The following is a 20,528-nucleotide window of genomic DNA, read 5'->3' on the forward strand; positions in this document are numbered from 1 at the left end:
GCTATCGCATTTTTTGTCAATTTATTTTTCCTTACCGATTTCAGATCAGTCTCGGTTTATAATTTTTATTGTTGTAAATCAACACATTAGATATAAAACTCCGAATGAATATCACGATATTTTCTACATAGTAAACTTGACAACTTTTCGAATATGCCATTTTCATCTGCCCAAGAGGAGATCAAGATGACCCCTGATGACATCGCTCAGGCCATGACCGGAGATATCCACGTCACGTCAGAAAAACGGCGTGAAGCCTTTCTGCCATCGCCCATGATCCAGAACCATGCGAGCTTCCTGCATCTTCTGGACGATGGCGCGCTGCTCTGCGCATGGTTCGGGGGAACGCTCGAGGGAAAGTCGGATATTTCCATCTTCGCATCCGTGCTGACGCCCGGAGCCGGACGCTGGGGAGCGCCGCAGCGCCTCAGTCATGATACGGCCCACTCCGAACAGAATCCTGTTTTTTTCACTTCGCCGGATGGCGCGCTCTGGCTGTTTCACACCGCCCAGCCCTCCGGCAATCAAGATGAGTGCCGCATCCGCATGGCCAAAATCCATCGTAATCGGTCGGAACCGGAGAAGCTCATTTCGGAGGACGGACGATTTCTCGATCTTCCCGAGGGCTGTTTCATCCGCGCGCCGCTGCGCATCCGCGATGATGGAGCGTGGCTGTTGCCGATCTTCCGTTGCGTTCAGCGACCCGGACAGAAATGGAACGGCAGCCACGATACGGCAGCGCTCGGCATTTCCACGGACGATGGCGAGACATGGACATTGCAGGAATTGCCGGACTCGATCGGCTGCGTGCATATGAGCCCGGTGGCGGGAACGGACGGGCAACACTCCGCTTTTTTCCGCCGCCGCCAGGCCGATTTTGTCTACCGCACCGAAAGCAAGGATGGCGGTCGCTCATGGTCAAGGCCGCATCCGACCGATGTGCCGAACAACAATTCTTCCATCGCCGTGACAAGGCTCGGTAGCGGCCGGCTGGCAATGATTTGCAATCCCGTCAACGCCGCCCAGTCGAGCGACCGCCGCGCCTCGCTTTATGACGAACTCGGAGAGGACGATGGCAGGCCGGATGCTGATCCAAGCGGCGGATGCGTGCCCGTCTGGGGGGTGCCGCGCGCACCCGTCACAATCTGCCTTTCCGATGACGACGGGCGCAGCTTTCCGACCCGTATCCTGATCGAGGACGGGCCGGGCACATGTCTGTCGAACGATTCGACGGATGGCCGAAACCTGGAAATGTCCTATCCATGGCTTCTGGAGACACCTGACGGTGCGCTGCACGCAAGCTACACCTATCATCGTCGCGCCATCAAATATGTGCGGCTGGAGCCCGGCTGGGCCGAAACTGCGGACGGGAGAAAAAGATGAGCAATATTATCGGCATCACGATGGGCGATCCTTGCGGGGTTGGTCCCGAGATCACTGTCCGGGCATTTGCTGAAATGTCCGCTCCCGACCAGGCCGCAACGCGGATTTACGGAAACCTCGCCACGCTGGAGGCAGCACGGCAGGCGCTCGGTCTCGATATCGATCTTGCCCCGCACGTGGCAGACTTGCCCGTTGAGGGTGCGCCTTTGCCCTGGGGCACGCTTTCACCGGTGGCCGGCGACGCCGCATTCCGCTTCATCGAAACGGCTGTGCGGGACGCCGAGGCAGGGCGGATCGGCTGCATCGTCACCGCGCCGATCAATAAGGAAGCGTTGAACCTTGCGGGCCATCATTATGACGGCCACACCGGCATGCTGCGCAGCCTGACAGGTGCCTCGGCCGCTTATATGCTGCTCGCGTCCGAGCGGCTGAAGGTCATTCATGTTTCGACCCACGTCTCGCTGCAGGAGGCCATACGCCGGGCGACGACGGAGCGGGTGCTGGCCACCATTCGCGCCGGCAACGCCCACTTGAAGCGCATCGGCTACGAACGACCCCGCATCGCGGTGGCGGGCATCAATCCGCATTGCGGCGAAAACGGTCTTTTCGGCACCGAGGACGACGATCAGATCGCGCCGGCGGTTGCGGCCGCACGCGCCGAAGGCATCGAGGTACAGGGGCCTGTTTCCGCCGATACCGTATTTCATCGCGCCTATTCAGGCGCTTTCGATCTCGTCGTCGCGCAATATCATGATCAGGGGCATATCCCCATCAAACTCGTCGCCTTTGACACCGCCGTCAATGTCTCCGTCGACCTGCCGATAGACCGTACCTCCGTCGATCACGGCACCGCCTTCGACATAGCCGGCAAGGGCATCGCCAATCACGGCAACATGAATGCGGCCATCGCCTATGCGCGCAAGCTCGTGGCAGGCAAGGGTGGAAAGGGATGAGCACCATGTCTACGGCTCCCATTCTTATCCACCAGCCGCGCAGGCTCGCGGTTGGCGCAGGCACCGTCACGCAGGTTGGTGACTGGGCCGGCAAAACCGCCTCAACACTGGTAATCGCAACGCCGCTGACGGCAAAATTCGCCGAACGTCTGCAACTGCAAGGGCCCTTTGCCGTCTTCGACGCCATTCCGGGTGAGCCGGATACGGCGACACTGGACGCCGCTCTCAACGCGGCGCGCACTGCCAGGCCCGATCTCATCATCGGCCTCGGCGGCGGTTCGGTGATGGATGTGGCAAAGCTTGTCGCCGCATTGTGGAATTCAGATCAGACGCTCGAGGACGTCGCCGGACCTAACAAGGTCGCCCGTCGCGATACGCGCCTCGTGCAGATAGCAACCACGGCCGGCACCGGCTCGGAAGCAGGCATCCGCTCACTGATCACCGATCCCCTCAGGGGCACCAAGATCGCCGTCGAAAGCCCATATCTGATCGCGGATTTCGCTATTCTCGATCCGGAACTCACCTACTCCGTACCATCGGCCGTAACTGCGGCAACAGGCATCGACGCCATGGCCCATTGCGTCGAAGCCTTTACCAACCGCAAGGCCCATCCGATGATTGACGGCTTTGCCCGCATGGGCTTCACGCTGGTCGGGAAATATCTCGCCCGCGCCGTTCGCGACGGATCGGATACGGAAGCGCGGGAAGGCATGATGCTCGCCTCCTATTATGGCGGCATTTGCCTCGGGCCGGTCAACACGGCGGCCGGCCACGCCATCGCCTATCCGCTCGGCACGCGTCTCAGCCTGCCGCACGGGCTGGCCAACGCCATCGTCTTTCCACATGTGCTGGCCTTCAATCAGCCTGCGGTTTCCGCGAAGACGGCGGAAGTGGCCAGAGCGCTGGGGCTTCGTGACCATCTCTCGCCCGGTGATCTGCGCAAGGCAGCAACCGATTTCTGCGCGGCGCTCGGCATCGAAATGTCGCTTGCCAAACACGGAGCAGCCGAGGCCGATCTGACCCGCTATGCCGAGGATGCCCATGCCATCCGCAGGTTGATGGATAACAACCCCGTCGACATGACCCTGCAGGACGTGCTGGGAATTTACCGTCACGCCTACTGAAGCAGAACCGATGCGCGTGACCGCGCATCGGTTCTCGGGCCGTTTACTTGAGCCGCCTAATCTCCGTGCGATGACTCGAAAAGCCGGTCGCGCGATCCTGTCAGGTGCTGCAGCATCAATTGGCGGGCTGAATCGGCATCTCCATCCGCGATCGCCTTTGCGATGGCCTCGTGCTCGGCAAAAACGCGGGTCAGGCCTGAGGCCTCGCGCTTTACGGACATGCCGTGGAATTTCATCCCGACCGCGATATGATCCTTGAGAGCCTCCATCGCGGTGGAGAAATAGCTGTTCCGCGCCGCCCGCGCGATGGCAAGGTGGAACTGATAGTCGGCATCCTCGCGGTGGGACTGGCGGTTGGTCGCATCCCGCATCAGCTCAAGCGCCTTCCTGATGGCCGCAAGTCTTTCGGCGTCATGCCGTAATGCCGCGGCAGCGGCCGCCGCGGGCTCGAGCGTCAGCCTGAATTCGTAGCAATTCAGAAGGTCCGCAACGTTTTCCAGCTGTCCGAAGCCAAGCGGTTCACGCAAACCGAAGGCCCGGACATAGCTGCCGGAACCTCTGCGGGAGTAAATAAAGCCCTGCTCGCGTAATCGCCGTAGTGCCTCGCGAACGACCGGCCGGGACACTTCGAATTCCATGGCGAGTTCATGTTCGGTGGGCAATCTTTCATCCGGCTTGTAGGCGCCGGATTTTATCGCCCGGTGCATCCTTTCGAAAATAATGTCCGGAAGTGCCTTGCGCGCCGTTTCTTTCATCAGCCCCATCTGGTCAGCTCTCTCCAGCATCTGTCGCGCCAAGCATCATTTTCGCGATACGTTTCAATGTGTCAGCTTGCCCAAAACCGCCCGATTTCGCAATGATACATTGGTTTCCCGCCCAGCCGACACCGAGGCCCGGCAGGCACTCGCCGGCAAGACGCAGCCGCAAAATGCCCATCGCGCGCAGCACCGCCTCGGCCGTTGCCCCACCCGACAGAAGCAGCCTGCCCGCGCCGGCCGTGAAGTGCGGAACGACCCCTTCCGCCAGCCGGTCTGAAACTTCAAGCGAAGAAAGATACTCATTCCCCTGGGTTGCCTGAATGAGGGAAAGGTCGACGGCTTCGTCCGCGTCCCGAGGAACGGCACCGTTGGGCGCTTCAATGATCGACACCAGATCCGCGCTCTTGAGGACGTCTATCTGCTCCAATGTAATCGGATCGCGGGAACCGACGACAAAGATCCCCTTGCCAGGTGGAACGGTTGCAACATCGGGCAGGACGCGCGCCGCCATCACCGAAGCCAGCGTCTCTGCAAGACCACGCGCGCCAATGAAAAGATCAACGCCTTCAGCCTGCGCGGCAGAAAGGGCCTGCCTGATATCCTCAGTCGTTCGCGTATCGGGTATTGAACAACGCAGGGCATGTCTTCCCAGTTTTTCATCAATCGCGATGGCGGTTTCAACCCCAAAGCCCGAGACGGCGCCGCCGCTGACGATACGTCCGAAATCCGGAATCGCCGGCACGACAAGAGCGCGCCGGAAAGAAATTGCATCCATTTCAGCCGCAATATGTCCCTTCAGGCGGGAATCGATCTTCTTGAACAGGATCGTGTCGGCTGGAACCAGTGCCAGTAGTTCCTGTGTGCGACGTCGGGCCTCGTCCGCCTTCCCATCGCGGCATCCAAGATTGACGCTGAGAACGGCAGGGGCAGCGGCCAGCGCCGCATGCACGCCTTCCAGCCCCGTTGCCACCTCTGTCACCATTCCGCGCCCGGCAAAGGGGGCGGCCGCGTCGAGCGCGCCGGTCAGATCATCGGCAAAAATCAACAGCACGGCATCGCCTTTGAAAAGTTGTAAGGTTTTACATCGATAAATTTATTTATATTCAATAGATAAAGAGATGTGAATAACAAAATTGATCGCACGGACCTTTCAAGTCGCCGGAGAGAAATGGAAAGCAAGATCAGCCATGCCCACCGGTAGCGGGTGCCAGCAAGGATGACGAACCCTCGCGTCGCTAAACGAAGCGGAAAGGCAGACCGGAGATAAGGGCATTGACGAAGCGCTTTTTCTGAAAGCGGCCGTTCAGTGAAACACGCGGCAAGAGTGTGGGCTTTTCGAGACTGCCGAGGCCGAGAACCCCCGCCTGTGTGGTGACTGCCGCGGAAAACCCTGCGTCCGATACCGCCTTCGCCTCGCGCTCGCCCACCGCTTTCGTCCAACCATAGGGATAAGAAAAGGAGCGCGGTGTATGGCCCGCATATTCCTCTACCCGGCGCTTCGATTCCGCAATCTCGTAAGCCAGGCGCTCAGCGTCGATCTTGCGCATATTCACATGGGTCATGGTATGGGCGCCGAGATGCACCAGAGGATCCTCCGACAGCGCCCTGAGTTCTGCCGCATCCATGATGAGCTCGTCCACGATGGCAACCGGATCGATGCCACACTGTCGAGCGGCGCGATCGATCCTCTCCACCGCTTCATCTTCGGCGGCACTTTGGACAAAATTTTCCAGCCGCGCGAATGCATCCGCTTTTTGCAGGGGCGTTCCGCATGTCACGTGCTCCGGCCCTGCCCCGAAATCGAAATCGAACGACGCCGCCTTCTGCGTCAAGGCGGCGGCGGTCTCCCACCACAGGCCGCGTGTACGCTCGACAAAACCGGGCGTGATGAAGATCGTGTAGGGAACGCCATATTTGCGAAAGATCGGCGCGGCGTAGTCTGCGTTGTTGCGATAGCCATCATCAAGCGTGAAGGCACAAAACGACCGGTCTTCTCCGCTGCCGGCAAGCAGTGCCGGAAGATCATGCAGGTGAACGGGAACGAGACCCGATTCGAGCGCCGCCTGTATGGCCTCTTCGAGGAACTCCGGCGTGACGGACAATTGTACATTGGGCGCGAAAGCCGAAACAGCGCCGCCCGGACGCACGTGGTGAAGCGTGAAGATGACACCTCGCCCGGCAAGCGAAGGGAATGCCGAGCGGACAGCCGGAAGGGAACTCACCTCCAGCCCGGCCCTTATGACGGTGTATTTCACAAGGCGTTTTACCGGCTGCAGCAAAAGTCCCGCGGGTTGTCGCGACGACAGGCCGGGTAATATCCGCTTTTTCAACACCCTGAAGGCTGTGAGCGGCAGGTCGATCAGGCCCGGCAGCGGGTCATTCAGCGCAAATGCAGCCCAACTGCGGACCTTGGCGAGGGACGCAAGATAGTCGGCAGCCCGCACCTCACCTCTCCGTCCCAGGGTAAATGCGGCAACAAGATCACGAACGAGATAGGACCACGACGTGCCGTTGCGGGGCTTGACCGGCTCGCCGGTCGGCTCGTCGTTGGCGGCACGCCATAACAATGCGCCAAGATCAATGCCGGCAGCAGAACAGAGGCCGAACCACGACCACGGACGCGGATTCACATCGAGAAGTTTCAGCGTCCCGTCCCGGTCATCGAACTTGAATTCCACCTCGACCAGTCCGCTATGACCGGCGGACCTCAATATTGTCCGGGCGGCATCGATCGCCGACGGGTTGTCGACAATCTCGACCCGAGTGCTGGTGTAACCGAAATCGACGGGATACTGACGGATGCGCCGGGCGGTGAATTCCGCCACTGGTTCTCCGTTCAGCCACAGGGCAGCATAGGAGAACTGGTTTCGTCCGCCACCTGGAATGAGTTCCTGCACCACCACATTGCCGGCGCCGATCTCTTCGCTGGCCTCGGCAAAGGCGGCTTTCAGGGCCTGCCGATCTTCGGAGCGGACGACCTTGGCGCGGGCAATCGCAGTATCGCCGCCGCCCATATTTGGCTTGAGAATGACGGGAAACAGCACGTCAAGCGCATCGATATCAGCGGCTGATGCCAGCGCATAGGTCCTGGGAATGCTGACGCCGAGTTCCGCCGCACGCCTGTATAGAAGCGGTTTTTCGCACAGCCATTGCAGCGCCGCCCAGTCCGGCAGAACGATCTTGTAGAGAGCCGAAAGTTCATCGTGATGCTGCGAAACGAGCTGAACCTCACCATCGCCGGATGGGACCAGCAGCGAACCCTTGAGATGATGCCTGTCGGCCATCTGCCGCAGGAAAGACATTGCCCCTGCGTCGTGCGGACCGGCCCAGCGTATTGTCTCCCGCACGAAACGCGACCAGCTAGGCAGGGGTGAGTCATGGGTGAGGTAATAAACAGGCACATTCAGGGCCCCGAGGCTGCGCGCGAGGGCGAGCGTGCCATGAGCGCCGCCGACAATAACAACACCTGGAATGGTCAAAGCCTGATCCCCGTCCTACTCCATATCTTGATCGCAAAAATTGATAAATAAATTCGATATTTCCGAAATATGGGGGTCGCGGAAAGGCCAAGGCGCTTGCGCTGCCAGTCCTTCCACGATGCGCCCCGGACAGCATCCGGAAGGAAAATCAACGCCTCACGCGTCTTTCCGAACCGGGCGCGGCTCACCGTTCTCATCGACGGCGACCATGATGAAGACGGCCTCCGTCACCTTTTCACGCGAATCCCGATAGTGCCGGCGCGTCCAGGCTTCGATCTTCAGCGTGACGGAGGTGCGGCCAATCTTTTCGATGCGGGTATAGACGCACAATGTATCACCGATCTTGACCGGCTTCTTGAAGACGATCTCGTTGACTGCGACGGTTACGGTTCGGCCCCCGGCCACATCATTGGCGCGGACGAAAGCGGCAAGGTCCATCTGCGACATGACCCAGCCGCCGAAAATATCACCGGCCGGATTGGCGTCGGCAGGCATGGCAAGCGTTCTGAGCGTCAGTTCCATATCGGCGGGCGGCTGCTGATCCATCTGTCAAATTCCTTTCACAAACCTCCCGCTGCCGGACTTAAACAACCGCACCCCTTCCGCCAATAGCCGATTTGTCGCGGCAGCCCTTCCAAAACCGCAAGGAATCACAGGGTCTCGTAAGCTTCGGTTAACCATGATGGGGCACGATTCAAAAAAAGCGCGGGGGCGTACAAATGGCCTATGACTGGAGTGGAAACAACACGATACAGCAGCGTTACGATCGTATAGTTCTGGCGGTCGCTAGCGTTGTCGCCATCAGCCTGGCAACAGGTACACTGGCTTTCCGCTCACAGGTGGAGCCGAACAACACCATAAGTATCGCCAAACAACAGCGGCTCAACTCTGAAAAATGGCATTTGCGGCTCTGATACGCCTCGATCGGCACCTCCGGCAGCACGACCATTGAGCTATTGAGAGGCGCCGCCATCGCGCCTGTCCGTCCTGTCCCTCTGGGAGACGTGGTCTAGATGGGCGACCGCCGGAGAAAGAATCGACAGAAAAGTCTCGGACCGGCCGATATAAACAATCGCCGCGCCCTCGATCCCGTTCAAAACCCCGGCCAGCGTGTCCTGCGTCTGTTTTTCCAAGCCTTCCAGCAGATCGTCAATGACGATGAATTTCGGTTTCAGCAACAGCGCATTGGCAACCCGGATGCTGGCCTGTTCGTCCGAATCCAGTTTTTTGTCCCAACGGATGTTTTCATCAAGACGAGAGGCCATCTCGCCGAGACCCGATGCGGCGAGCGCCGAAACATAATCCTCATCCGCAAAGCGCTGGGGTGCACGCGGATAAGCCATGATTTCGCGCAGCGTTCCTGCCGGCAGATAACCGTGCTGAGCAATGAAAAGCGTGTCGGTTTGATCCGGCATCTCTATCCTGCCCTGGCCCCAGGGCCACAGCCCCGCCATAGCTGCGAACAAAAGCCGCCGGTTCACACCTTGCTCGCCATTGATCATCAGCCGTTCGCCCGGCCCGACCTCGACATCCGCCTCATGCAGCATGAATCCGCGCTCAATATCCTGCCCGCCCGCATCGCGGCAGATCGTAACCGACTGAAGACGGATTCTGTCATTTTCCGCACTGCGTTGCAGATCGATCGTCAGGCCGTGCTGTTCCACGCTGTCCATCTGGATCAAAGCGTTCCGGAACACGGAGACACGCTGCAACGTCGCCTTCCAGCTGGCGATCGGCCCGAAATTGTCGATATACCAGCGTAGCGCCGTATTCACCTGATTGAAGGCGCCGACCGCCATCATCAGCCCGCCGAAAGTGAGATTGCCGGAAAAATAGACCGGAGCCGCGATCAGGATCGGCGCCACCACCGCCAGCCAGCCATATCCCGCCGAGACCCAGGTCAGATGTGTCAGCGCCATGGCGAGTCCCCGGATGACACCGAGGACGGCATCGATATCGACGCCAATCCGCCGCCTCTCATTTTTTTCGCCACGCGCAAGGGCAATGGCGGCAAGATTTTCGCTGGCCCGCATTAACGAAAAGCGAAGCTCAGCCTCTTTGGAATAACGCTCCGCGTTTAGCCCCACCAGCCGATAACCGACGAGGTTGCTGAGCAGGGAAGCGGAACCGGCATAAAGGATTGCCGCCCAGACCATATAGCCGGGGATAGCATAGGTATCGCCGCTGATGGTAATGGCAAAGCCCGCCGAGAGCGACCAGAGAACGCCGATAAAGCTGACAAGCAGGATCGTCGCGTTCACAAGACCGATCGAAAGCGCCGTACTGCTTTCGGCGAGGTTGCGGACATCGTCATGGAGCCGCTGGTCCGGATTGATGGCTATCGTACCGAAACTGGCGAGGCGGGCGGCGCGACCCGGCTTCAGCCACTGGTCCACCATATCCTTGGCAAGACCCTCGCGCATGTTAAGCGCCGTCATCTGGTTGAGCCAGGTCTGAATGACGTTGAGGAGCAGCAACAGCCCGGCGATGACCGCGAAAACCTCGAGCTGATGAAGGAAGGCGTCGAGATCGCGCCGTTCCAGCGCGTTATAAAACGGCGCATTCCATTCATTGAGCCTGATCTGCCCGTAGGCCGTCAGCAATATCACCGTGAGAAGGGCCATCGACAGCAAGATCAGACGGTTGCGCACCGGCGATGTCCAGAAGGCGCGCCCCATCACGCGCAGCTGAGCCGGAAAATCGAGATCGAAGCCCGAAAGGTTAGCCGCGCCCTTGCGCTGATCGTCGCTTACCGATGTTGCCATTCATCCATTCCGAAACGTCAGTGGGCAAAGAAAGCCGGTCGCGATTCTGCGCCTTTCGATGCCAAGCAATAACACGCCGTTCGACCATGTCCACAATGCCGGCGAAATCTCCGCGGCGACAACCTGAAAGCCCGCGCAATTCTTCGTGCAGGCAAATGAAGCGGCTTCGACCAACAATGCGATTGCCCCAGGAAATGATCCTTGCTTTCTTTTCCTGCATTGCACAAAATCCGAGTAATTTCAGAGGGGCGGACAAACCGCATAAGCCGGAAAACCGGGCAAGGCAGATTAATGGCGATCAAAGCGAGCATCTATCATCTGACGCATTATAAATATGACAATCCGGTTCGCCTTGGACCACAGATCATCAGACTGAAGCCCGCCTCACATTCCAGAACCAGCGTCATCAGCCATTCTCTCAAGGTTTCACCCTCCAATCACTTCGTGAACCTTCAGCAGGATCCCTACGGTAATTACCTTGCCCGCTTCGTTTTTCCGGAACCGGTGAGTGAATTCAAGATCGAGGTCGATCTTGTCGCCGATATGACGGTTTATAATCCGTTCGATTTCTTTGTGGAGGAAGAGGCGACAAAGTGGCCCTTCGACTATCCGCAGGAACTGCGCGACGATCTCTCCATCTACATGAAGCCGGAACCGACCGGTCCTCTGCTCGCCGCCTTCATGGCCACTGTCGACCGCACTCCAGGTCAACAGACGGTGGACATGGTCGTCGGCCTCAACGCCCGCCTGCAGCAGGAGATCGGTTACGTCATCCGCATGGAACCCGGCGTCCAGACACCTGAGGAGACGCTTGCTTCCGGCAAGGGGTCCTGCCGCGATACCAGCTGGCTGCTCGCGCAGGTCCTGAGGCATCTTGGCCTCGCTGCCCGTTTCGTGTCGGGATATCTCATCCAGTTGACACCGGACCTCAAGGCGCTGGACGGCCCATCCGGCACCGAGGTGGACTTCACCGATCTGCACGCATGGGCCGAGGTTTATATGCCGGGTGCGGGCTGGATCGGCCTCGACCCCACGTCCGGTCTATTGACCGGCGAGAGCCATATTCCATTGGCGGCAACACCGCATTACCGCAACGCCGCGCCTATTTCCGGCGGCTATTACGGCCATGCCAACACGGAATTCGCCTTCGACATGCAGGTCCGGCGGGTTGCCGAGACGCCGCGCATCACCAAGCCTTTTTCGGACGAAAGCTGGGACGAACTCAATGCGCTCGGCCAGGAGGTCGATGAGGTTCTGAATACCCATGATGTCCGGTTGACCATGGGCGGCGAACCGACCTTCGTTTCCATCGACGATTTCGAATCCGATGAGTGGAACACCGGTGCGGTGGGGCCAACAAAGCGCGAAAAGGCCGACCTTCTGATCCGCCGCCTGCGCGAGCGTTTCGCACCGGGTGGGTTTTTGCATTACGGCCAGGGAAAATGGTATCCGGGCGAAAGCCTGCCGCGCTGGACGTTCTCGCTTTATTGGCGCAAGGATGGCCTGCCAATCTGGCAGAACCCGGCGCTTATCGCCGAGGAGGGCGCGAATACCGGCGCAAAGGCGGAAGACGCGCAGAAACTGCTGGGCGGCATCGCCTCCCATCTCGGCATCGAACGGGAGCTGGTGCTGCCGGCCTATGAGGATCCGGCGGAATGGATCATCAAGGAAGGCAGCCTTCCCGACAATGTTGACCCGTCAAATTCCAAGCTGAAGGACCCGGAGGAGCGAAACCGCATAGCCCGCGTCTTCGAGCGGGGACTGACGACACCGACCGGCTATATTCTTCCCGTTCAGGCGTGGAATGCGCGCGCCGCCGGCAAGCGCTGGATCAGCGAAAAATGGAAGACGCGGCGCGGTAAAATATTCCTCGTTCCGGGTGACAGCCCGGTGGGTTACCGCCTGCCACTCGGCACGCTGCCCTATGTGCCGCCATCCGCCTATCCCTATATTCACGAGGCCGACCCCTCGATCCCTCGCGGTCCGCTTCCCGACGTCTTCACGCCATCGGGCCGCGCCATGCCCGAAGCTTCTTTCCATGCCAGCGAAGCCGCGGGGCAGGAACGCGTAGAGCAGACGATCGGCGAAATCGGCGGCGCGGTGCGCACCGCCATGTCGGTGGAACCGCGTGATGGCAGGCTCTGCGTCTTCATCCCGCCAGTGGAACGCATCGAGGACTATCTCGAGCTGATTGCAGCAGCGGAGGCGGCTGCCGCCGAGCTTGGATTGCCAGTCCACATAGAGGGTTATGCGCCGCCGCATGATGAGCGTATCAATGTAATCCGCGTCGCGCCCGATCCCGGTGTGATAGAGGTCAACATCCACCCCGCTTCAAGCTGGAAGGACTGTGTCGACATTACCACCGCAGTCTACGAAGAGGCGCGCCAGTCACGTCTCGGTGCCGACAAATTCATGATCGATGGCCGTCATACCGGCACCGGCGGCGGCAACCATGTGGTGGTGGGCGGCGCCAATCCCAATGACAGCCCATTCCTGCGCCGACCCGATCTTCTGAAAAGTCTTGTGCTGCACTGGCAGCGGCACCCCTCGCTTTCCTATCTCTTCTCAGGGCTCTTCATCGGCCCGACAAGCCAGGCGCCACGTATCGACGAAGCCCGGCACGACAGTCTCTACGAACTGGAGATCGCGCTTGCGCAGGTGCCGCTGCCCGGTGAAGGCGTTCCGCCCTTGCCATGGCTGGTTGACCGCCTGTTCCGCAATCTCCTGACGGATGTAACGGGCAATACCCACCGCGCCGAAATCTGCATCGACAAGCTGTTTTCGCCTGATGGACCGACCGGCCGCCTCGGGCTGGTGGAATTTCGCGGTTTCGAAATGCCGCCGAATGCGCGCATGTCGCTTGCCCAGCAGTTGCTGGTGCGTGCTCTCATCGCGCGTTTCTGGAAAAACCCGGCCGTCGGCAAATTCGTGCGCTGGGGCACGGCACTCGCCGATCGTTTCATGCTACCGCATTATATCTGGGCGGATTTCCTGGATGTGCTTGCAGACCTCAGGGAAAACGGTTTCGACCTGAAGCCCGAATGGTTCACCGCCCAGCAGGAGTTCCGTTTCCCCTTCTTCGGGGAGGTGGAATATGAAGGATCAAAGCTGGAATTGCGCCAGGCGCTGGAACCTTGGCATGTGATGGGCGAACAGGGCGCCATCGGCGGCACCGTGCGTTATGTCGACAGCTCCGTCGAGCGCCTGCAGGTGCGGCTCGAAACGTCCAATCCCGCCCGCTACGCGGTGGCCTGCAACGGCCGCGCCGTTCCGCTGACTCCGACGGAAAGCCGCAGCGTCGCAGTTGCCGGCGTCCGCTTCAAGGCATGGCAGCCCGCTTCCGGCCTGCATCCCGTGCTGCCCGTCAATTCACCCTTGACCTTTGACATTTATGATACATGGTCGAGGCGATCGATCGGCGGATGCATCTATCATGTTGCTCATCCGGGCGGGCGCAATTACGAGACATTTCCCGTCAACGGCAATGAGGCGGAGGCACGCCGCCTCGCCCGTTTCGAACCATGGGGGCATACGGCAGGGCAATATCCGCTTCGGGCGGAAACCGTGTCGCCAGAATTTCCGCTGACGCTCGATCTGCGCCGGCCTTACGGAGTATAAATTGTCCAAAGCCCCGGCAACGGAACGCAAGACGGAAACGAGCGCGCGACCAAGCGGGCTTGAATATTCGCCCTTGCCTGGCGTTGCCGACGAAATGCTCGATAATAACGGCGCGGTGAGACCGGTCTGGAAGACCCTGCTCGAGGCCCTCTCGCGCATGTCTGAGCGGGAGCTGCATGAGCGTTTTGCCCGCACTGACCGCTATCTGCGCGATGCCGGCGTGTTCTACCGCGATTACGGCAAGGGCAGCAGCGAAAGAAACTGGCCGATCTCCCATATTCCGGTGCTGATCGACGACCGGGAATGGACGGTTCTTGCCGAGGGGTTGAAGCAGCGCGCCAATCTTCTGGAAGCCATGGTCGCCGATTTTTACGGCGAAAACCGACTGGTGAAGGAAGGTTATGTGCCGCCGGCGCTGATTGCCTCCAATCCCGAATATCTGCGCCCCATGGTCGGCGTAAAGCCGGCAAGCGGTCATTACCTGCATTTCTGTTCCTTCGAGATCGGGCGTGGGCCAGATGGCAACTGGTGGGTGCTGGCCGACAGGACGCAGGCGCCCTCCGGTGCGGGTTTCGCGCTCGAAAACCGGGTGGCGACCACGCGTGCGCTCTCCGACATCTATGCCGAAACCCATGTTCACCGTCTGGCCTCGTTTTTTGGTGCTTTCCGCGACACGCTGCAGGCGCAAAGAAAACACCCTGACGACCGGATCGCCGTGTTAACGCCCGGCCCGGCCAACGAGACCTATTTCGAACACGCCTATATCGCCCGTTATCTTGGCTTCATGCTGCTGGAGGGCGAAGACCTGACCGTTGTCAATGGCCGCGTCATGGTCAGAACGGTTGCCGGGTTGAAGCCGATCGGCGTCCTCTGGCGGCGTCTCGACGCATCCTATTCCGATCCGCTGGAGCTCAACCAGCAATCCCATATCGGCACGCCGGGCATGGTACAGGCATTGCGCAATGAAGCGCTCACCATCGTCAACGCGCTCGGCAGCGGAATTCTGGAAACGCGGGCGCTGCTTGCCTTCATGCCGCGCATCTGCCGCCACATTCTCGGCGAAGAACTGAAATTGCCGTCCATCGCCACCTGGTGGTGCGGACAGGAGGCTGAACGCCGTCACGTCGCCGGCAATATCGAAGGCATGGTCATTGGCCCGGCCTATTCCCGGCTTCCGTTCTTCGACGATAACGGCCAGTCCGTGCTTGGCTCTTCCCTGAGAGAAACTGCAAAGGAATCGATCAGCGACTGGCTTGCCTCCGATGGCCACAGGCTGGTGGGCCAGGAAGTGGTGAAGCTTTCAACCACCCCGGCCTATATCGACAACAAGCTCGTGCCGCGCCCGATGAGCCTTCGTGTATTTGCCGCCCGCACCCAGGATGGCTGGCAGATCATGCCGGGTGGCTTTGCCCGGATCGGCAGCGGTGACGACGTGTCCGCCATCGCCATGCAATCGGGCGGAAGCGCGGCTGATGTCTGGATCGTCAGCGACAGACCGGTGGAGCGCACCACGCTTCTGCCGGCGGAAGAGAGCTTCACCCGCAACATGCCGGGCAGCCTGCCAAGCCGCGCGGCCGACAATCTCTTCTGGCTGGGTCGTTACATCGAGCGCTCTGAAGGCGCCTTGCGCATCCTTCGCGCCTGGCATGGGCGTTATGCCGAATCCGCTGATCCGCGCCAGCCGCTGCTCGCGCATGTCACGCGGTATCTCGAAGCGCTTGATGTGGAGATGAACGATGCCGTGCCGGAAAGCCTGCTTACCAACATCAACAGCGCGCTTTATTCCGCCAGCAACATTCGTGACCGCTTTTCGCCGGACGGATGGCTGGCGCTGAACGACCTTGCCAAGACGGCCCGCCGTTTCCACGCGAAAGTGGCTCCCGGCGACGACGCGACCCATGCCATGACGGTCCTCTTGCGCAAGCTTGCGGGCTTTGCCGGCCTGGTGCACGAAAACATGTATCGCTTTACCGGCTGGCGTTTCCTGTCGATCGGCCGTTATCTCGAACGTGGACTGCATATGACGCGTCTTCTCGGCCATATGACCGGCCCGGACGCGCCAGATGGATCCTATGACATGCTGCTTGAAATCGGCGACAGCGTCATGACCCATCGCCGGCGGTATAACGTCAATACGGCAGGTCTGACCGTGACCGATCTTCTGGCACTCGACCCGCTCAATCCCCGCTCGATCCTGTTTCAGCTGAACGAGATCCGCACCGAGGTGGAGCAGCTTCCAAACGCCTTCGTCAACGGCCAGATGTCGCCCTTCTACCGCGAGGCGATGCGTCTGCATTCCGGGTTGGCGGTCATGACGCCGGAAAACATGAATGGCGCGATCTACCGCCAGCTCGAAACCGACATGGAGCATCTTTCCGATGTTCTGGCCCGGACCTATCTCGGATAATCCTATGCTCTATGATCTTTCCCTGCATATGGGTTACACCTACGACACGCCGGCCCATGGCGCGCGCCACATCATCCGCGTCCTGCCGCTCTCCATCCCGGGTCGACAGCGGCTTGTCGCCGGCTCCATCGACGTTTCGCCGACGCCGGAAGAACGGGCCGTCTTCGAGGATTTCTTTCATCTCTCGGCAACATCGGTGCATCTGCGCGCACCGCATGAAAAGCTCGATATTCGCATGCAGGCGCGAGTGATGGTGGAAGCCCCGGCATTGACGGCGGATTTTTCGCCCGAGCTTTCCCGCCTGCCGCAGGACCTCGCCGGCGTGTGGTCGCTCGATTTCCAGTCACCGCACCACTTTATCGGCGCTAGTCCAAGGATCGGAATGGACACGGCGATATCCGCCTATGCCCGGGAAGTGCTGAAGCGCGGAATGACCATTCGCGAAATTGCGCTCTCTCTGTGCAAACGGATCCATAAGGACTTCAGCTATGACGGCGAGGCGACGACCGTTGATACGACACCTGCGGAAGCCTTCAAACTAAAGCGCGGCGTGTGCCAGGATTTTTCGCATATCATGATCATGGCCTTGCGCAGCCTCGGCATTCCCGCCGGTTATGTCAGCGGTTTCCTGCGAACCATTCCTCCGCCCGGCAAGGAACGGCTTGAAGGCGCCGATGCAATGCACGCCTGGGTGCGCATCTGGTGCGGCGAGGCTGCCGGTTATCTGGAGCTCGATCCCACCAACGACATCGTGGCGGGGAGCGACCATATCGTCGTCGGTTATGGCAGGGATTATTCCGATGTCGCCCCCGTTATCGGGGTATTGAAGAGCTACGGCAACCAGCAGATAAAACAGGCGGTCGACGTGATCCCCCTCCAGCAATGACACAACGTGTATTATTCCAGACCTTCGCGACGACAATTCTTGAAAATACTTTGAAAGCTGCGTCAATTTGACCACTGCGTAAAATTGAACCGATCACCTTAGCGGATTTTACATCGTTTGCGGGTTTCCTGCGCTCAGTCGAATATTCTAATCGGTGAGCCCCCCTATGACCGCCTCCGCACCTGACAAATTGAAGCGCCGTTTCCTGACCGATAAGAGCGGCAATTTCGGCATCATGACGGCAATCCTACTGCCTGTCTTGCTCGGTTTTGCCGGTGCCGGCATGGAGTTGGCGAATGTGATGCAGGTGAAAGCGGACATGCAGAACACTGCGGATTCAGCCGCCCTTGCGGCGGCAACCGAGGCGCGGCTGAAAAAGGGCGATCTGACGGATGAGCAGATCAAGGAAATCGCCAAGGGCTTCATTGCCGCGCAGATGGAAAAAAGCCTGACCGAAGAAGAAAAGAAGAAACTGGAGGAGAATTCTCCAACCAGCATTACGACGACGGAAAATGCCCGCGGCAAGACCTACACGATCGAAACCACGATCAACCACAAGGTTCAGCTCAATCCGCTGCTCGGGTTCATTGGCGCAAAAACACTCGATCTTTCGGTAACCGGCACCGCAAAGAGCACCGTCAACAAGGGTGCTCCAATCTCCATGTATCTGGCGCTAGATCGTTCCGGCTCGATGTCGTTCAAGACGGATACAATCGATACCAAAAAAACGTCATGCCAGAACTACACGGCTGATAATTGGGGTAAATATCCCAATCTGGGAAAGACATCCCCCTGCTATGTCAACAAGGCCACGTCGCTCAAAACCGCGGTCGGATTTCTCGTCGCCACATTGAACAAGGCCGACCCGACTTACACTGCCAACGGCAGTTCGCAACTGGTGCGGACAGGTGCCTCGGTCTATACGCACGAGACCTATGCCGTCCAGCCCCTCAGCTGGGGCACGAGCAGTGTTGTCAGCTATGTGGACAAACAGATTCCGGAATTTCCCACCGGCGGCACGGATGCCCGCAGCAGCCTGAACGCCGCCTATAACGCACTCAAGAAAGCCAATCCCGACGAGGCGAAGGCACATAAAACGCAGGGGAACGAATCCTTCGAGCGCTATATTGTTCTGATGACCGATGGCGAAATGACGGGAAACAGCGCCTCGTGGAATTCCAGCATCGACCAGTCGGTGCGCACCACCTGCGAGACTGCCAAGAAAGATGGAATCAAGATTTTCAGCGTCGCCTTCATGGCGCCGGACAAGGGCAAGGCGCTGCTGCAATATTGCGCATCGAGCGCTGACAATTATTACGCCCCTGAAAACATGGAGCAGATCGTAACAGCCTTTGGAGAAATCGCCCGCAAGGCTGCGGGCAGCATAGCCACGCTCACCAACTGATCGGCTTCCGGCGCCGCCGTGCCGGAGCGCCTTGTCCGTTGCATGGCTGACAGAACATGTGCGGCAGGTGACAGCGGCGGCGGCCCGTGGCATAGGAGGGCCGCTCCCATTCACAGGCCCTGTCATGATCCGCATCGAAAACATCAGCAAGTCGAACAGTCACCGCATTCTCTATATCGAGGCCTCCGCCGCGCTCAATCGCGGTGAGAAGATCGGCCTTGTCGGTCCGAACGGTGCCGGCAAGACAACGCTTTTCCGGATGATCACCGGCGAGGAGCAGCCGGACGAGGGTCAGATCGTCGTCGAAAAGGGCATGACGGTCGGCTATTTCGATCAGGATGTCGGTGAAATGTCCGGCCGCTCTGCCGTAGCCGAGGTTATGGAGGGTGCAGGCCCGGTCAGCGAGGTCGCGGCGGAGCTTCGGGAACTGGAAGCCGCAATGTCCGATCCCGACCGGATGGACGAGATGGACGCCATCATCGAACGTTACGGCGAAGTGCAGGCGCGGTACGAAGAGCTTGATGGTTACGCGCTGGAAGGCCGTGCGCGTGAGGTGCTGGACGGGTTGAGCTTCAGCCAGGAGATGATGGACGGCGATGTTTCCAAGCTTTCCGGCGGCTGGAAGATGCGCGTCGCGCTTGCCCGCATCCTTTTGATGCGGCCGGACGTGATGCTGCTTGACGAACCCTCCAACCATCTCGATCTTGAAAGCCTGATCTGGCTTGAGGATTTCCTGAAGAATTATGACGGCGCGCTGCTGATGACCTCGCACGACCGGGAATTCATGAACCGCATCGTCAACAAGATCATCGAAATCGACGGCGGGAGTCTCACCACCTATTCCGGCGACTACGGCTTTTACGAACAGCAGCGCGCGCAGAATGAAAAGCAGCAGCAGGCACAGTTTGAACGCCAGCAGGCCATGCTCGCCAAGGAAATCAAGTTCATCGAACGTTTCAAGGCGCGCGCCTCGCATGCCGCGCAGGTGCAGAGCCGCGTGAAGAAACTCGACAAGATTGATCGCGTCGAGCCGCCACGCCGGCGCCAGACTGTTGCTTTCGAGTTCGCGCCGGCGCCCCGCTCGGGTGAGGATGTCGTGGCGCTGAAGAAGGTGAACAAGGCCTATGGCAGCCGCACCATTTATGGCGATCTCGACTTCATGGTGCGGCGCAAGGAACGCTGGTGCATCATGGGCGTCAATGGTGCAGGAAAATCAACGCTGTTGAAGCTCGTGACCGGCACGGCGGAACCGGATTCCGGCAAGGTTACCCTCGGCGCCAGCGTCAAGCTCGGTTACTTCGCCCAGCACGCCATGGATGTTCTTGACGGTGACAGCACCATCCTGGAATGGCTGGAAGAGCGCTTTCCGAAGGCGGGGCAGGCGCCGTTGCGCGCCCTTGCCGGCTGTTTCGGTTTTTCCGGCGACGACGTGGAAAAACGTTGCCGCGTTCTTTCCGGCGGGGAAAAGGCCCGTCTCGTCATGGCTGCCATGCTGTTCGATCCGCCGAATTTCCTCGTGCTGGATGAGCCGACCAACCATCTCGATCTCGACACCAAGGAAATGCTGATCAAGGCCCTTTCGGATTATGAAGGCACGATGCTGTTCGTTTCGCATGACCGTCATTTCCTGGCCGCCCTTTCGAACCGGGTTCTGGAACTGACGCCCGATGGTATCCATCAATATGGTGGCGGGTACACCGAATATGTCGAAAGCACCGGACAGGAAGCCCCGGGCCTTCACAGCTGAGCC

The 20,528-nt window shown here is 59.6% G+C and carries 15 protein-coding genes; 9 read left to right on the forward strand and 6 right to left on the reverse strand.

What is annotated here, in order from left to right; genetic code table 11:
* Positions 1–186: 186 nt before the first annotated feature.
* The 3 genes from EGT36_RS21110 to EGT36_RS21120 are packed head-to-tail and all read left to right on the forward strand — an operon-like array spanning position 187 to position 3,460.
* Positions 187–1,383 (forward strand): sialidase family protein, encoded by a 1,197-nt coding sequence (locus EGT36_RS21110; RefSeq protein ID WP_125271004.1) that lies wholly within the window; start codon positions 187–189, stop codon positions 1,381–1,383.
* The gene (pdxA, locus tag EGT36_RS21115; RefSeq protein WP_125271005.1) at positions 1,380–2,336 is read left to right on the forward strand and encodes a 4-hydroxythreonine-4-phosphate dehydrogenase PdxA; all 957 of its coding nucleotides are present in this window, start codon (positions 1,380–1,382) and stop codon (positions 2,334–2,336) included. Before EGT36_RS21110 ends, pdxA begins: the two co-directional genes overlap by 4 nt.
* On the forward strand, positions 2,333–3,460 hold the full coding sequence (locus EGT36_RS21120; RefSeq protein WP_100911293.1) for an iron-containing alcohol dehydrogenase: 1,128 nt from the start codon (positions 2,333–2,335) through the stop codon (positions 3,458–3,460). Before pdxA ends, EGT36_RS21120 begins: the two co-directional genes overlap by 4 nt.
* Before the next feature lie 56 nt (positions 3,461–3,516).
* Here EGT36_RS21120 and EGT36_RS21125 read toward each other — a convergent pair whose 3' ends face one another.
* The 4 genes from EGT36_RS21125 to EGT36_RS21140 form a co-directional block, all read right to left on the reverse strand.
* Complete coding sequence (locus EGT36_RS21125; protein ID WP_004437348.1) at positions 3,517–4,224, reverse strand: FadR/GntR family transcriptional regulator; 708 nt, start codon at positions 4,222–4,224, stop codon at positions 3,517–3,519.
* A gap of 4 nt (positions 4,225–4,228) precedes the next feature.
* The gene (locus EGT36_RS21130; RefSeq protein ID WP_125271006.1) at positions 4,229–5,269 is read right to left on the reverse strand and encodes a four-carbon acid sugar kinase family protein; all 1,041 of its coding nucleotides are present in this window, start codon (positions 5,267–5,269) and stop codon (positions 4,229–4,231) included.
* A 184-nt stretch (positions 5,270–5,453) separates the two neighbouring features.
* Positions 5,454–7,697: a polysaccharide deacetylase family protein gene (locus EGT36_RS21135; RefSeq protein ID WP_125271007.1), complete on the reverse strand. Its 2,244-nt coding sequence runs from the start codon at positions 7,695–7,697 to the stop codon at positions 5,454–5,456.
* 156 nt (positions 7,698–7,853) lie between these two features.
* Positions 7,854–8,243, reverse strand: a complete 390-nt coding sequence (locus EGT36_RS21140; protein WP_107340838.1) for an acyl-CoA thioesterase — start codon at positions 8,241–8,243, stop codon at positions 7,854–7,856.
* Positions 8,244–8,416: 173 nt separating this feature from the next.
* On the opposite strand from EGT36_RS21140, the gene EGT36_RS21145 reads away from it, so the two are divergent.
* Positions 8,417–8,611, forward strand: coding sequence for a hypothetical protein (locus EGT36_RS21145; protein WP_004437341.1), 195 nt, complete (start codon positions 8,417–8,419; stop codon positions 8,609–8,611).
* Between the two features lie 39 nt (positions 8,612–8,650).
* On the opposite strand, the gene EGT36_RS21150 is transcribed toward EGT36_RS21145, so the two are convergent.
* Together EGT36_RS21150 and EGT36_RS30590 are read right to left on the reverse strand one after the other, a co-directional pair.
* A complete protein-coding gene (locus tag EGT36_RS21150; RefSeq protein ID WP_125271008.1) occupies positions 8,651–10,462 on the reverse strand; it encodes an ABC transporter ATP-binding protein/permease in 1,812 nt (603 codons plus the stop codon).
* Entirely contained in the window at positions 10,419–10,682 is a 264-nt protein-coding gene (locus tag EGT36_RS30590) for a hypothetical protein (protein ID WP_034500309.1), read from the reverse strand. The genes EGT36_RS21150 and EGT36_RS30590 overlap by 44 nt, the downstream gene beginning before the upstream one ends.
* A gap of 71 nt (positions 10,683–10,753) precedes the next feature.
* On the opposite strand from EGT36_RS30590, the gene EGT36_RS21160 reads away from it, so the two are divergent.
* The 5 genes from EGT36_RS21160 (at position 10,754) to EGT36_RS21180 (ending at position 20,525) form a co-directional block, all read left to right on the forward strand.
* Positions 10,754–14,080: a transglutaminase family protein gene (locus EGT36_RS21160; RefSeq protein WP_125271009.1), complete on the forward strand. Its 3,327-nt coding sequence runs from the start codon at positions 10,754–10,756 to the stop codon at positions 14,078–14,080.
* Between the two features lies 1 nt (position 14,081).
* A complete protein-coding gene (locus EGT36_RS21165; RefSeq protein WP_037090438.1) occupies positions 14,082–16,487 on the forward strand; it encodes a circularly permuted type 2 ATP-grasp protein in 2,406 nt (801 codons plus the stop codon).
* Between the two features lie 4 nt (positions 16,488–16,491).
* On the forward strand, positions 16,492–17,373 hold the full coding sequence (locus tag EGT36_RS21170) for a transglutaminase family protein (protein WP_125271010.1): 882 nt from the start codon (positions 16,492–16,494) through the stop codon (positions 17,371–17,373).
* Positions 17,374–17,539: 166 nt separating this feature from the next.
* Positions 17,540–18,778, forward strand: coding sequence for a vWA domain-containing protein (locus EGT36_RS21175; protein WP_037090436.1), 1,239 nt, complete (start codon positions 17,540–17,542; stop codon positions 18,776–18,778).
* Positions 18,779–18,902: 124 nt separating this feature from the next.
* A complete protein-coding gene (locus EGT36_RS21180) occupies positions 18,903–20,525 on the forward strand; it encodes an ABC-F family ATP-binding cassette domain-containing protein (protein ID WP_004437328.1) in 1,623 nt (540 codons plus the stop codon).
* Positions 20,526–20,528: the final 3 nt, after the last annotated feature.

Origin of the sequence: Agrobacterium sp. FDAARGOS_525 (assembly GCF_003938925.1) — a bacterium.
Lineage (GTDB): Bacteria > Pseudomonadota > Alphaproteobacteria > Rhizobiales > Rhizobiaceae > Agrobacterium > Agrobacterium pusense.